General features: G+C 71.0%; 11 protein-coding genes. 7 read left to right on the forward strand and 4 right to left on the reverse strand.

Features of this window, described 5'->3' with window-relative positions; genetic code table 11:
- Window positions 1-4: 4 nt before the first annotated feature.
- On the reverse strand, window positions 5-1,690 hold the full coding sequence (locus tag AOM06_RS00340) for a cytochrome c biogenesis protein DipZ (protein WP_169747698.1): 1,686 nt from the start codon (window positions 1,688-1,690) through the stop codon (window positions 5-7).
- Between the two features lie 84 nt (window positions 1,691-1,774).
- Between AOM06_RS00340 and AOM06_RS00345 the strand changes: the two genes are divergently transcribed.
- From AOM06_RS00345 to AOM06_RS00370, 6 genes are all read left to right on the forward strand, one after another.
- Complete coding sequence (locus AOM06_RS00345; RefSeq protein WP_062301137.1) at window positions 1,775-2,605, forward strand: patatin-like phospholipase family protein; 831 nt, start codon at window positions 1,775-1,777, stop codon at window positions 2,603-2,605.
- Complete coding sequence (locus AOM06_RS00350) at window positions 2,602-3,729, forward strand: 1-acyl-sn-glycerol-3-phosphate acyltransferase (RefSeq protein WP_228372797.1); 1,128 nt, start codon at window positions 2,602-2,604, stop codon at window positions 3,727-3,729. The genes AOM06_RS00345 and AOM06_RS00350 overlap by 4 nt, the downstream gene beginning before the upstream one ends.
- A gap of 9 nt (window positions 3,730-3,738) precedes the next feature.
- Window positions 3,739-4,215 carry a methyltransferase family protein gene (locus AOM06_RS00355; RefSeq protein WP_082105155.1) on the forward strand — a complete coding sequence of 159 codons (477 nt, stop codon included), beginning with the start codon at window positions 3,739-3,741 and terminating at the stop codon, window positions 4,213-4,215.
- A gap of 216 nt (window positions 4,216-4,431) precedes the next feature.
- A complete protein-coding gene (locus tag AOM06_RS00360) occupies window positions 4,432-5,097 on the forward strand; it encodes a DUF6318 family protein (protein ID WP_062301140.1) in 666 nt (221 codons plus the stop codon).
- A 194-nt stretch (window positions 5,098-5,291) separates the two neighbouring features.
- On the forward strand, window positions 5,292-5,930 hold the full coding sequence (locus tag AOM06_RS00365; protein WP_062301143.1) for a hypothetical protein: 639 nt from the start codon (window positions 5,292-5,294) through the stop codon (window positions 5,928-5,930).
- Window positions 5,931-5,981: 51 nt separating this feature from the next.
- Complete coding sequence (locus AOM06_RS00370) at window positions 5,982-6,350, forward strand: DUF952 domain-containing protein (protein ID WP_062301145.1); 369 nt, start codon at window positions 5,982-5,984, stop codon at window positions 6,348-6,350.
- A gap of 13 nt (window positions 6,351-6,363) precedes the next feature.
- Here AOM06_RS00370 and AOM06_RS00375 read toward each other — a convergent pair whose 3' ends face one another.
- From AOM06_RS00375 to AOM06_RS00385, 3 genes are all read right to left on the reverse strand, one after another.
- On the reverse strand, window positions 6,364-7,554 hold the full coding sequence (locus tag AOM06_RS00375) for a PQQ-dependent sugar dehydrogenase (protein WP_062301147.1): 1,191 nt from the start codon (window positions 7,552-7,554) through the stop codon (window positions 6,364-6,366).
- Between the two features lie 98 nt (window positions 7,555-7,652).
- Entirely contained in the window at window positions 7,653-9,290 is a 1,638-nt protein-coding gene (locus AOM06_RS00380) for a DUF885 domain-containing protein (protein ID WP_062301149.1), read from the reverse strand.
- Window positions 9,291-9,322: 32 nt separating this feature from the next.
- Complete coding sequence (locus AOM06_RS00385) at window positions 9,323-9,721, reverse strand: VOC family protein (protein ID WP_062301151.1); 399 nt, start codon at window positions 9,719-9,721, stop codon at window positions 9,323-9,325.
- A 333-nt stretch (window positions 9,722-10,054) separates the two neighbouring features.
- Between AOM06_RS00385 and ileS the strand changes: the two genes are divergently transcribed.
- Window positions 10,055-13,285: an isoleucine--tRNA ligase gene (gene ileS / locus AOM06_RS00390; protein WP_062301152.1), complete on the forward strand. Its 3,231-nt coding sequence runs from the start codon at window positions 10,055-10,057 to the stop codon at window positions 13,283-13,285.
- Window positions 13,286-13,337: the final 52 nt, after the last annotated feature.

Raw genomic sequence — 13,337 nt, forward strand, 5'->3', positions numbered from 1 at the left:
CGGCTCACCCGAACGTGAAGGCGTAGGCCTCGACCCCGGGGGTGAACTCGAGGATCATGACGTCCTCGTGCGGATCGCCCTCCCACAGGTCGTAGAGGTCCGCGGTGCCGTCGACCTCGACGGTCCGCTCGTACGAGTCGTCGTTCAGGAGCGTCACGCGCACCTCGCCCTCGCCCGCCATCACCAGGTGGGCGTCCGAGGCGTAGAAGTTGAGCATGAGCATCGCGCCCTCGCCGGCGAGCGCGTACTCGTCCGTGACGGTCCATTCGCCCACGTACGCGAAGTGGTCGGGCTGAGGGAACGCGTCGTGGCCGTACGCGACCGGCTCGTCGTGCACCACCTGGCCGCCGTTGTCCGCGTACTGGAGGCGCCCGTAGCCCAGGTAGGTCTCCTGCGTGCGGTCGGTCGTGTGGCCTCCTGTGTCCATGTCGACCACGTCCTGCGGCGCGGCGTCGAGCAGCTGCTGGATGAGCTCCTCGGTCTCGGCGTAGGCGCCCTCGCCGTAGTGGACCTGGCGGACCGTGCCGGTCTGGTCGATGAGGTAGTGCGCGGGCCAGAAGCGCTGGTCCCACTCGCGCCAGGTCTGGTACTCGTTGTCGATCGCGACGGGGTAGTCGATGCCGTAGCGGTCCGTCGCGTCGGCGACGTTGTCCACCACCTTCTCGAAGGCGAACTCCGGCGTGTGGACGCCGATGATGGTGAGCCCCTGGTCGCGGTAGCGCTCGTCCCATGCGGTGAGGTACGGGAAGGTGCGCTGGCAGTTGATGCAGCTGTAGGTCCAGAAGTCGACCAGGACCACCTGGCCCTCGAGGTCCGCGAGGTCGAGCGCCTGGCCGTCGTCCGTGTTGAGCCACGCGTCGATGCCGGGCAGGTCGCGGGCGGGGCCGCAGTTCTGGAGCACCGCGGTGTTGGCCTCGCACTCGTCGAAGCTGAGCGCGTCACCCGTCGCGGCCGTGTCGACCGCCTCGCGTCCGGTCAGCGAGTCGAGCTCGTCGCGCACCGTGTCGGAGTCCTCGATCTGGTTCTGGATGCTCGCGAGCTGCTCGGGCACCAGGCGCTGGAGGGGCTCGGCGACGTTGGTCGCGATGACCAGCGCGGTCGCGACCAGCACCGCACCGGAGATCGCGCGGATGAGCTGGAGCCGCTCGCGCACCAGCGTGATCCGCGAGAAGATCGCCTGCCCCGCGAAGCCGAAGCCGAGCAGCGGGATCGCGATGCCCGCGCTGAACGCGAGCGTCAGCGCGACCAGGCCCCAGCTCACGCCGTTGGTGGCCGCGAGCACCGTGATGGACGCGAGGATCGGTCCGGCGCACGGCACGAACACGAGCCCGAGCGCGAGTCCCATGACGTAGCCGTTGCCGCCGCGGTCCATCTGTACCGGGCGCACACGCTCGAACGGCCGCTGGAGCAGCTCGCCCACCTTCGGGATCATGAGGCCGACTCCCACGATCGCGAGGACCGCGATCCCGGTCCACCGCAGCAGGTCGTCCGGAAGGCCCAGGCTCGACAGCAGGATGCCGCCGAGCAGCGTGAATACCGCGAAGCTGGTGACCAGGCCGGCGACCACCACGAGCGGCCGGCGGCGGTTGCGGCCACCGTCCTGGATCGCGCTGGTGAGGATCGCGGGCAGGACGGGCAGCACGCAGGGGCTGATGGCGGTGATGATGCCGGAGATCAGTCCGACGAGCACGAGTGTGATCATGACCTGCGTTCGGGGCGACGATGCGAGGGGATGGGTGGGCGAGGTGTCCTCCCTGCAACCTAGGCTGGCACCATGACCGTCGCATTCGTGCTGGGTGGTGGGGGCGTGCGCGGCGCCACCGAGGTCGGGATGCTGCGCGCGCTGCTGGAGGCGGACATCGTCCCCGAGCTGGTGGTCGGCACCTCGATCGGGGCGATCAACGGCGCCGCCGTCGCGCAGGACCCGACGCTCGGCGTGGTCGAGCGGCTCGAGCACGCCTGGGCGTCGCCCACCGCGAACGCCGTGTACGGCGAGTCCGTGGCGCGCCAGCTCCGCCGCCTCGCGCAGTCGCGCACGCACCTCAACGACCCCGACGCGCTGCGCGGGCTCATCGCGAACATGCTCGGCGCAGACACGCAGTTCGAGGACCTCACGGTGCCGCTCGCGGTGTGCGCGGCGAGCATCGAGCGGGCCTCCGAGCACTGGTTCGACACGGGCCCCGTGGTCGATGCCGTCCTGGCGAGCGCCTCGGTCCCGGCGGCGCTGCCGCCCATGCGCATCGGCGACGAGCACTTCATCGACGGCGGGATGGTCAACTCGATCCCGCTGGGCGAGGCCGTCAAGCGCGGCGCGACCACCATCTACGTGCTCCAGGTGGGCCGCATCGAGGAGCCGCTGCACCCGCCCCGGCGCCCGACCGACGTGGCCCGCGTCGCGTTCGAGATCGCACGCCGGCATCGCTTCCAGCGCGAGCGCGCCGACGTCCCGGCCGAGGTCGCGCTGCACATCCTCCCGTACGGCGGGCATCAGCCCGGCGACGAGCGGCTGGGCGCGTACCGGCGGCTGGACCGCACGCATGCGCGGATCGAGGCGGCCCGTGCCGCGACGGCCGAGTACCTCGCCGGACTCGAGGCGCGCGGGTGAGCGCGGACGGCGGCGAGGCTCGGCGCTCGCCGCGGCGCGTGCGGTGGTGGCGCCTGCCTCCCCGCTGGGTGAGGCGCGTCGTGCTCGCGCCCGCGCTCGTGCTGCTCGCGTTCGTATGGCTGCCGATCGCGGTCTGGTACGTGGTGGTCGTGGCGGCCGTGGTGAGCTTCGCGCTGCCCGGTCGCATGCGGGTCACCCGCATCGTCTGGCTGGCGGGCTTCTACCTCCTGTGGGACGCCGCGTGCGTGGTCGCGCTCGCCGGGCTGTGGGTCTGGCAGGGCTTTGGGACGCGGCTGGGCACGGAGGCGTCCCAGCGCCGCCACCTCGCGCTCGCGAGGACGATGCTGCGGTTCCTGTTCTCGCAGGCGCGGTGGACGCTGCGGCTCGAGGTGGACCTCGAGGACGCCGACCTCGACGCGATCGGGCGGGGCCACCCGCTCATCGTGGTGAGCCGCCACGCGGGGCCGGGGGACTCGTTCATCATCGTCGACGCGCTGCTCAACACGTTCGGGCGTGCGCCCGCGATCGTGCTCAAGGACACGCTGCAGTGGGACCCGGCGATCGACATCCTGCTTCACCGGATCCCGTCGCAGTTCCTCACCCCGCGCCGGCATCGTGCGGTGGGAGCGCCCGGCGGCACCGAGGCGATCGCCGCGCTCGCGGGCGAGCTGGGGGAGACCGGCGCGCTGCTGATCTTCCCCGAGGGGGCGAACGTGACGCCCGGCCGGCGGGCCAAGCGGATCGCCGCGCTGCGCGAGGCGGGGCACGTGGAGCTCGCCGAGCGGGCCGAGGCGATGCCGCACGTGATGCCGCCGCACGCCGGGGGAGTGCTCGCGGCGATGGACGCGCGGCCCGACGCGGTGGTCGTCGTGGTGGGGCACACCGGGCTCGAGCGGCTCTCCACCGTGGCCGACGTGTGGCGGGAGCTGCCGGTCGACAAGCGCATCGTCCTCAAGGGCTGGAGCGCGGATCCGGCGGACGTCCCCGCGGGGCGGGAGGCCCGCGAGGCCTGGCTCTTCGAGTGGTGGGAGACCGTGGACGCGTGGATCGAGTCGCATCAGCCCGAGGTCTCACCTTCGGCGGAGGCGCGCGAGCCGCGCGTCGAGCGCGGAGGCGCCAGGTAACCTGACGCGATGTCACCGCCACGGAAGGGAACGTTCATGGGGCTGGTGCTCGTCGGGTTGCAGGGCCTCATCTTCCTCGCGGTCGGCACCACGGCCTTCCTCACGGAGCCGTGGATCGAGGGCTCGCTGTGGGCGGGCACCACGCTGATCCTGCTGGGGCTGCTCGGCATGTTCTGGTCGGGCAAGGACCTGGGCCGCGCGCTCACACCGATGCCCATGCCGAACGGCGAGGGCCTGGCCGCCGGCGGCATCTACGGGTACGTACGGCACCCGATGTACTCGGGGATCATCGCGATCGCCCTGGGGCTCGCGATCGGGTCGGGCCGTCTGTGGACGCTCGTGAGCGCCGTGGTGCTCGTTGCCTTCTTCGAGGTCAAGACCAGGCTCGAGGAGCGGTACCTGGTCGAGGCCTACCCGGGCTACGGCGCGTACGCGGCTCGGACCGGCAAGTTCCTTCCCGGGCTGGGCAAGCGCCGTCAGGGCTGAGCCTGCGGCGGTCTCACCGCCATCGCGACAACATGTGTGGATTGTGTTGCTCCCGTGCCGGTTGTGGGGTCAACACGTGCGGATCGTGTTGCTCGCGCCTTGGTGCTGAGCGCACACGGCACGATCCGCACCCATTGAGCCGTCCCGCCTCTGGCTGACCACACGATTCGCACATGTTGATGGCGATGAACAAGATCCGGGGCTCACGATCCCCAGATGCGCGATCAGGTCTTCTGCCAGGGCGGTTTGACCGATACGGTCTGTTTCATGCGGATCGGGGGGCTGGCTGCGGCGGCAGGCGTGCTGCTGCTGTCGGGGTGCTTCGGCGAGCCCGGGCCGATCGTCTCCGAGACGCCGTCAGTTGCCGGGACGGTTGCGGAGGCCACCTCCCCGACGCCGACGCCCAGCCCGTCTGCTGAGCTCGAGGCGCTCACCGACGAGGAGCTCATCGCGCTGCTGCCCGAGCGCGCTCTGATCCCGGACGTGCGCGGAGCGATGGCGACGGCGGAGTTCTTCCTCGAGCAGTACGCGCCCATGTTCCACACCGGCGACACCCGCATCTGGGAGGCGCTGTCGGCCGAGGGATGCGAGTACTGCGCGAGCGCGCTCGAGAACGCGGAGCGCGTCCGCGACGAGGGCTGGACCGCTCGGGGTGGTGAGATAGAAGTGATCAGGAACACCCAAGATGGGTCGCTGACCTCACCGACCTCCGCCTACTACTCAATTGAGGTGCACCGCGCGTCGGCATACCTCAAGTCCGAAGAAGGCATCGAGTCTGAGTCCGCAAGCGCCTCTCGGACGCACTTTGAGTTCGCGCTAGAACTCGTCGACGAGCATTGGATGGTGGTCGGCGTAGCCTCTGAACTGGCGCCCGAATCGTGAGAATACGTGCTGTGATGGTCCTCGCCGCCAGTCTTGCCATAAGTGCTCTGCCGCCGACACTGGATCCAGTATTCGGCGACACCGCCAACGAGGAGAGCGACCGGCTACGCGTCGATGGTGAAGCCAAGAGCGCGCAAGGCGGGCAGGCGGGTGCGAGCCAGGCAGCAACCGCCCCGGTGGTCGAGTATCTGCGCATGGCCGAGTGCACCAACGGGTCGCCCCTCGAGTCGGAGGGTGCCTGCAGCACCACCGCCGGCGACTCCGCCACCTGCCCGGACGGCATGGACCCGCTCCTGCCGCTGTGGTCCCGCACGCTCCAGGCCGACGGCACCTGGAGCGCCTGGACCATGGAGACCGGCATCGCCTGCCCCAGCGAGTCCGACCTGCTCGCCCTCATCCGCCACGAGTGGACCCAGCTCCACATCGAAGCCCCGCCGGTGAGCATCCAGCCCGGCACCGGCACCGTGGTCGCCACCCTGCCGACCGTCGCCTACACGTCCGCGGAACCCTTGACCCACGGCGCCATCCTGCTCGGCGCCGCCGTCACCATCCGCGCCACGCCCACCACCTACGTGTGGGACTGGGGCGACGGCGACACCACCACGACGACCGATCCCGGCGCCCCCTACCCGGATCACACCATCAGCCACGCCTACACCCGCGCCGCCAGCGCCGCGACGATCACGCTCCACACCACCTGGACCGGCCACTACCGCATCGGCGACGGCGCTTGGACGGCCTTCGACGCCACCCTCACCACCGACTCCACTCCCATCCCGCTGAGCATCACGCATCCCCGGACGCGGCTCGTCGAGGGGCCCCTCGCCGGCTGAACGGCTCGCAGACCAGGTGACACGGCACGAGCCCGGTGCCACGATGAGCACATGCTCGAGATTCCGCATCTCTACCACCTCGCCGTCGCCGCCGAGTGGGATCCCGCATCGACCGCGGACTACACGACGTCCACGCTCGGCCGCAGCCTCGCCGAGGAGGGCTTCATCCACCTCAGCCTCGCGCGGCAGGTCGAGGGCGTCGCGCGAGCGTTCTACGCGGACCACGACGTGGTGCTGCTCGAGGTCGATCCCGCCAAGGTGACGGCGCGCGTGGAGTTCGAGCAGGCGCCTGACATGGACGATGCGTTCCCGCACCTGTACGGTCCGATCCCGCGCGCCGCCATCGTCGCGGCCACGCCGGTGCCGCGCGACAGCGGGGGAGCGCTCGACTTCGCCGGGCTGCTGCCCGACCCGATCTGAGGAGCGCCGCCCGTCAGCCGACGGTGATGCGCAGGATGCGGTCGTCGCCCTGCGGCGCCTCGCCGTCCTCGGTGTTGCCCGTCATCACGTAGAGCATCCCGTCGAGACCGGCGGCGACGCTGCGGACGTGACCGATCCCGTCGAGGAGCACGTGAGGCTCGCTGGTCCCGTCGGCGGTGAGCGGGACACGCCAGACGCGGTCGCCGGCGACCGCGGACACGTAGACGCCCTCGTGCGTCGCCGCGATGCCGCCGGGCGTCGCCTCGGCCGGGTCCCACACCGCGACCGGCGCGGTGACGCCCTGGACCGTGGCACCGAGCTCGGTGCCCGCGGGCATCCCCGCGAGCCCGTCCGCGTCGGGCCAGCCGTAGTCGCCCCCCGCCACGATGAGGTCGAGCTCGTCCGACGTCGCGCCGCGGTCGCTCGCGTAGAGCCGTCCGTCGCCGACCCACGCGAGGCCCTCGACGTCGTGGTGGCCCAGCGACCAGACGCGGGAGCCGAACGGGTTGTCCGGGGCCTTCCGGCCGTCGTCCTCGCCGCCGTCGGCCACCACGCGCAGGATCTTGCCGGCCAGCGAGCCCTTCTTCGCGGCGAGCGCGGGCCGTCCGGCGTCGCCCGTGCCGATGTACAGGTACCCGTCGGGACCGAAGGCGAGGCGGCCGCCGTTGGACTCCTCACCGGACGGGATCCCGTCGACGATGACGATGGGCTGGCTCAGCAGCTCGTCGTGCAGCTCCATGCGCAGCACCGCGTTGTCGTGGGCGCGGGTGACGTACGCGTAGACGTAGGTCCGGTCGCCGGGCAGGACCTCGAGCCCGAGCAGGCCTCCCGTGCCGTCGGCGACGGTCGCGGCCCGCAGCGCCTCGGCGCCGGGACCGTTGAGCGGCGTCGCGACGCCCGCCCGGATCCGCTTCACGGTCCCGGTGGTCCGCTCGCTGACCAGCAGCGAGCCGTCGGGCATCGTCACCAGGGCGGACGGCGTGGTGAGCCCGGTCGCGACCACCTCGTCCGTGAGCACCGTGGCCGTGACCGGCCCGCCGATCTCGGTCGGCACGGGTGCCGGCTCGGCCGAGGCGGCGCCGCCGGTGCCGGAGACGATGCGCGAGGGGCTCGGCGCCGAGTCGTCCGCGGCCCCCGTGGAGCATGCGGCCAGGGCGAGCGGGAGCGCGCACGCGAGCGCGACGATGCGGGAGCGGGACGACATGATCGACCCAGGTTAGGCAGGCTTCTCCACGATGTAAAAGTTGACACGATGCGTAGCGTCTGGTTGCCCCCGGGGGTAAGGCCCGGGCGGGGGCGCCGTCAGCCGAGCACGAGCCTGCGCAGGGTGGTGAGCGGCACCGCGCCGTAGCCGAGCACGGCGGCGTGGAAGTCGCGGATGTCGAAGCCGGGTCGCGACTCGGCCTCCGCCCGGATCGCGAGGATCTCGAGCCTGCCGACCATGTACGCGAGCGCCTGGCCGGGCATCCCGATGTAGCGGTCCACCTCCTGCTCGATGTGGAAGCGGTCGAGCGGCGAATGCGCCAGGCAGTACTGGATCGCCTCTTCGCGGGTCCACCCGAGCGCATGGATGCCGGTGTCGACCACCAGGCGGCACGCGCGCAGCGAGTCCGCGCTCAGCATGCCCACGCGCGACAGCTCGGACGAGTACAGCCCCATCTCATCGGCGAGCCGCTCGGTGTAGAGGCCCCAGCCCTCGGCGTACGCGGTGCTGAACAGCTCGCGTTGCACCACGTGAAGCGCCTCGTTCTCGGCGTGGAGCGCGAACTGGAGGTGATGCCCGGGGATCGCCTCGTGGTACGCGATCGCCTCGAGCTCGTAGGTCGCCCACGCATGCGGGTCGGCGGTCTTGAAGTAGAAGTCGCCCTCCTTGCCGGTCGAGGGCACGGGCGCCGAGTAGTACGCCATCGCGCCGAAGTCGGTGGCGTGGCCCAGGCAGCGTGCGCGGGGCATCGTCGAGAACCAGGCGGGCGAGGCGGCCTCGGCACGCGCGAGCGCCGCCTCGGCGTCCCGCACGATGTCCTCGGCGCGCGTGTAGCGCAGCGACTCGTCGTCGCGCAGCCGGGCGTAGATCTCGGCGATGTCGTCCGTGCCGAGCAGGGGCCCGGCCACCGCGCGGTACTCGTCCTCGAGGGAGGCGACCTGGGCGAGACCGAGCGCGTGCACCTCCTCCGGCGTGATGTCGAGCTGCAGGTGCGACCACATGCGGTCGCGGTAGACCGCGGCGCCGCCGGCGAGGTGCACCAGGCCGGGCCGCTCGTCGGGAAGCCCCCGCTCGGCGAGGCGGCGCAGGCGGTCGACGAAGCGCGCGACGCCCGCATGCACGGCCTCGGTGACCACGCTGTCCCGTTCGCGCCGCCACTCGGCCTGCGCCGCCTCGTCCACGTCGGTGGGGGGAGCCTGGGTGCAGAGCCTGTCGTCGCCGCCGTGGGCGGCGTGGAGGTAGCGCTCGGCCGAGCGCGCCGTGTCGAGCAGATGCCTCTCGAGCGCGACGCGGCCCTGATCCGCCGCGTCCTCGGCCACGTCGAGGAGATCGTCGAGGAAGCGGGGGAGGTGACGGAGCTTGGTGAGGTAGTCGTCCCCGTGCGAGGCGGTCCGCAGGGGGAACGCGTCGATGAACGACAGGATGTTCTCCCACGCGCCCATCGTGGGGTTGAGGTGGAGCAGCTCGGGCTCCCATGCGAGGTGGAGCGCGGTCGAGCGCGCGTGCGACGCGATGGTGTCGCGCAGGGCGAGGGCCTGGAGGTCGTCGCCGGGGTCGATCGCCTCGGCGGCCGCGGCGAACGCCGTGAGGCGCTCGTGCGCGCGGGCGCGCCCCTCGACGGAGACGTCGTTCCATTCGGCCAGATGCTCGAGCCGCCCGTCCCACATGAGGTCCAGAGGGCTGAGCGACATGGCGTAGGCGTAGTACTCGTCGGCGAGCGCGGTGAGATCCGTCATGCCTGCGACGCTACCCGCGCGCGGGCGTCGCGTCAGTCGCCCCCGTCGCTCTCCATCACCGCGACCCAGTTCTCGCCCGGGTCCTTGAACCACGCGATCGACGGCATCATCCCGTCGACGTCGCGCGCGATCCCGTCCTCGTCGGTCCACGGCAGCCGTTCGAACCGCACGCCCTTGCCACGGAGCTCCTCGACGGCCGACTCGAAGTCGTCGGTCGCGAAGTTGAGCACGGTGTGAGTCGCGGGGACGTGGTCCTCCTTCTCGTACACGAGCGTCGAGCCGCCGCCGGGGTGAAGGATGCGGAGCATCGGCCCCATGCCTTCGTCGTCCCGGAACTCGACCTCGAGCCCGAGCGTCCCGCCGTAGAAGTCCCGCGCCTTCGCCACGGAGTCGGTGGAGAAGCTCCCGAACGCCGTGCTGTCGTTGAACATGGTTCCTCCCGCGCGCCTGAGGGGGACGTGCGGCGCCCGACGCGCGAAGCGCCGCTCGGCTTCAGTGTGCGCTCGTCCGAGGCGGCGCGCGCGGGGTCCCGCATCGGCCTCCGGTACGCTGGGACGCAAAGCGTCGACCCGGCCATCACCGGAGAGCTTGCGGAAGAACGGGCCTCGCGCCTCAGTAGAACCGCACGGGCAGCCCGTCACAGCGAAGTCGAGCGGCGACCGCACCACCCGGGGCGGCCGCAAGCGGGGTGGTACCGCGCATCGTCCCTCGGGACGGGGCGTCCTCGCATCACAGAAGATCGCCTGGACCACCAAGAGGAACGCATGACCGCGCGCTACCCCCTTCACCGCAGCTCCGAGCCCGGCTCCCACGTCGAGGTGCCGCCGTCGCCGCACTTCCCGTCGATCGAGACGGACGTGCTCGCGTACTGGGAGGCGGACAAGACGTTCCAGGCGTCGATCGACAACCGTCCCGCGCGCACCGAGGACGGCAACAACGAGTTCGTCTTCTACGACGGCCCGCCCTTCGCCAACGGCCTTCCCCACTACGGCCACCTGCTCACCGGCTACGCCAAGGACGTGGTGCCCCGCTTCGAGACGATGCGCGGCAAGCGCGTCGAGCGACGCTTCGGCTGGGACACGCACGGCCTGCCCGCGGAGCTCGAGGCCGAGCGGATCCTCGGCATCACGGACAAGTCCGAGATCGAGGAGATGGGCATCGCGGCGTTCAACGACGCGTGCCAGCAGTCGGTGCTGAAGTACACCAAGGAGTGGGAGCAGTACGTCACCCGCCAGGCCCGCTGGGTGGACTTCGAGAACGACTACAAGACGCTCGACGTCACCTTCATGGAGTCCGTCATCTGGGCGTTCAAGGAGCTCTACGACAAGGGCCTCGCGTACGAGGGCTTCCGCGTGCTGCCGTACTGCTGGCGCGACGAGACCCCGCTGTCCAACCACGAGCTGCGCATGGACGACGACGTCTACGCGATGCGCCAGGACCCCACGCTCGCGATCTTCCTGCCGCTGACCGAGGCCTCGATCGCCGCATCGTCCCTGAACGCCGACGCGAAGGCAGCCCTGACGGGCGCCTCGGTCACCGTGTGGACCACCACGCCGTGGACGCTGCCCAGCAACCTCGCCGCGGCCGTGGGCCCCGAGATCGAGTACGCCGTGGTGCGCCCGACCGAGGGCGCGTTCGCGGGCAAGGCGATGGTGCTCGCCGTCAGCCGGCTCGGCTACTACGGCCGCGAGCTGGGCGAGGGCTTCGAGACGCTCGCGACGCTCACGGGCGCACAGCTCGCGGGCCTCGAGTACGCGCCGCCGTTCCCGCACTTCGCGGGCCGCGAGAACGCGCACCGCATCCTGGTCGCCGACTACGTCACCACCGAGGACGGCACCGGCATCGTCCACCTCGCGCCGGCCTTCGGTGAGGAGGACATGAACGTCTGCCAGGAGGCCGGCATCGAGCCGGTCATCCCGATCGACTCGAAGGGCCGCTTCACGGCGGAGATCCCCGAGTACGAGGGCCTCCAGGTGTTCGACGCCAACCCCGCGGTCATCAAGGACCTCAAGGAGGCGGGCATCGTCCTGCGCCACGAGACCTACGACCACAGCTACCCGCACTGCTGGCGCTGCCGCAACCCGCTGATCTACCGCGCGGTGGGCTCGTGGTTCGTGCGCGTGACTGAGTTCCGCGACCGCATGGTCGAGCTCAACGAGGACATCACGTGGGTCCCGGAGCACATCAAGCACGGCCAGTTCGGCAAGTGGATCGAAGGCGCGCGCGACTGGTCGATCAGCCGCAACCGTTACTTCGGCACGCCGATCCCCGTGTGGGTCTCGGACGACCCTGCCTTCCCGCGCACGGACGTGTACGGCTCGCTCGAGGAGCTCGAGCGCGACTTCGGCCGGCTCCCGCTGGATGAGAAGGGCGAGCCCAACCTGCATCGTCCCTTCATCGACGACCTCACGCGCCCCAACCCCGACGACCCGTCGGGGAAGGCGACGATGCGCCGCATCAGCGACGTCTTCGACGTGTGGTTCGACTCGGGCTCGATGCCGTTCGCCCAGGTGCACTACCCGTTCGAGAACCGCGAGTGGTTCGACGGGCACAACCCGGCGGACTTCATCGTCGAGTACATCGGCCAGACCCGCGGCTGGTTCTACGTCATGCACGTCCTCGCGACGGCCCTGTTCGACCGCCCGGCCTTCAAGACGTGCGTCTCGCACGGCATCGTCCTCGGCTCGGACGGCCGCAAGATGTCCAAGTCTCTGCGCAACTACCCGGACGTCAACGAGGTGTTCCACCGCGACGGCTCCGACGCGATGCGCTGGTTCCTCATGTCCTCGCCCATCCTGCGCGGCGGCAACCTCATCGTCACGGAGGAGGGCATCCGCGAGGGCGTCCGCCAGGTGCTGCTGCCGCTGTGGTCGACGTACTACTTCTTCACGCTGTACGCCGGCGCCGCCAAGGGCGGCGAGGGCGTCCTCGGCGTCGAGGTGGACGAGCGCCAAGTCGCGTCGCTGCCGGTGATGGACAGGTACGTCCTGGCCAAGACCGCGGAGCTGGTCTCCGAGGTCACCGCGCAGATGGAGGCCTTCGACGTGCCCGGCGCGTCGGAGTCGCTGCGCCAGTTCATGGACCTGCTCACCAACTGGTACGTCCGCACGCAGCGCGACCGCTTCTGGGACGAGGACCAGGACGCGTTCGACACGCTCTACACCGTGCTGGTGACGCTGACCAGGCTGGCCGCGCCGCTGCTGCCGCTCGCGACGGAGGAGATCTTCCGCGGCCTCACGGGTGAGCGCTCGGTGCACCTCACGGACTACCCGGTCGCGCCCGCGTCCTGGGCCGACGACTCGCTCGGCGCGGTCATGGACCAGGTGCGCGAGGTCGTGTCGAGCGCCCACGCGCTGCGCAAGAAGGAGCAGATCCGTGTCCGCCAGCCGCTCACCTCGCTCGAGGTCGCGGTCGAGGACCCGGCCTCCCTCGAGGCGTACACGGCGCTCATCGCGTCCGAGCTCAACGTCAAGGGCGTCTCGCTGGTGACGGTCGAGGCCTTCACCGCCGCGAACCCGGTCGAGCGTCGCCTCACGGTGAACGCCCGCGCGGCCGGACCGCGCATCGGCAAGGACGTGCAGGCGGCGATCAAGGGCTCGAAGACCGGCGACTGGTCCGATGCCTCGGGCCAGGTCGTGTCCGGCGGGATCCCGCTGGTCGAGGGCGAGTACGAGCTCGCGACGGTGATCGGCGGGGGAGAGGACAGCGGGTCGGCGGCCTCGGTCCTGCCGAACGGCGGCTTCGTGCTCATCGACACCGAGATCACACCCGAGCTCGAGGCCGAGGGCTTCGCCCGCGACCTCATCCGCGCGATCCAGGACGAGCGCAAGAGCGCCGGCCTCAACGTCTCCGACCGCATCGTGCTCACGCTCACCGTGCCGGCGGAGCGGCTCGAGGCCATCGCCGCGCATCGTGCGCTCATCGAGGGCGAGGTGCTCGCGGTCGAGACCCACGTCTCCGAGGGCGAGCAGTCCGTGCGGGTCGCGAAGGCCTGACCCGCCGCTTCAAGGCGGACACTCCGCACGAGATCCGCGCCGACACGCCGGT

Source organism: Demequina subtropica (assembly GCF_000971235.1).
GTDB classification, from domain to species: domain Bacteria; phylum Actinomycetota; class Actinomycetes; order Actinomycetales; family Demequinaceae; genus Demequina; species Demequina subtropica.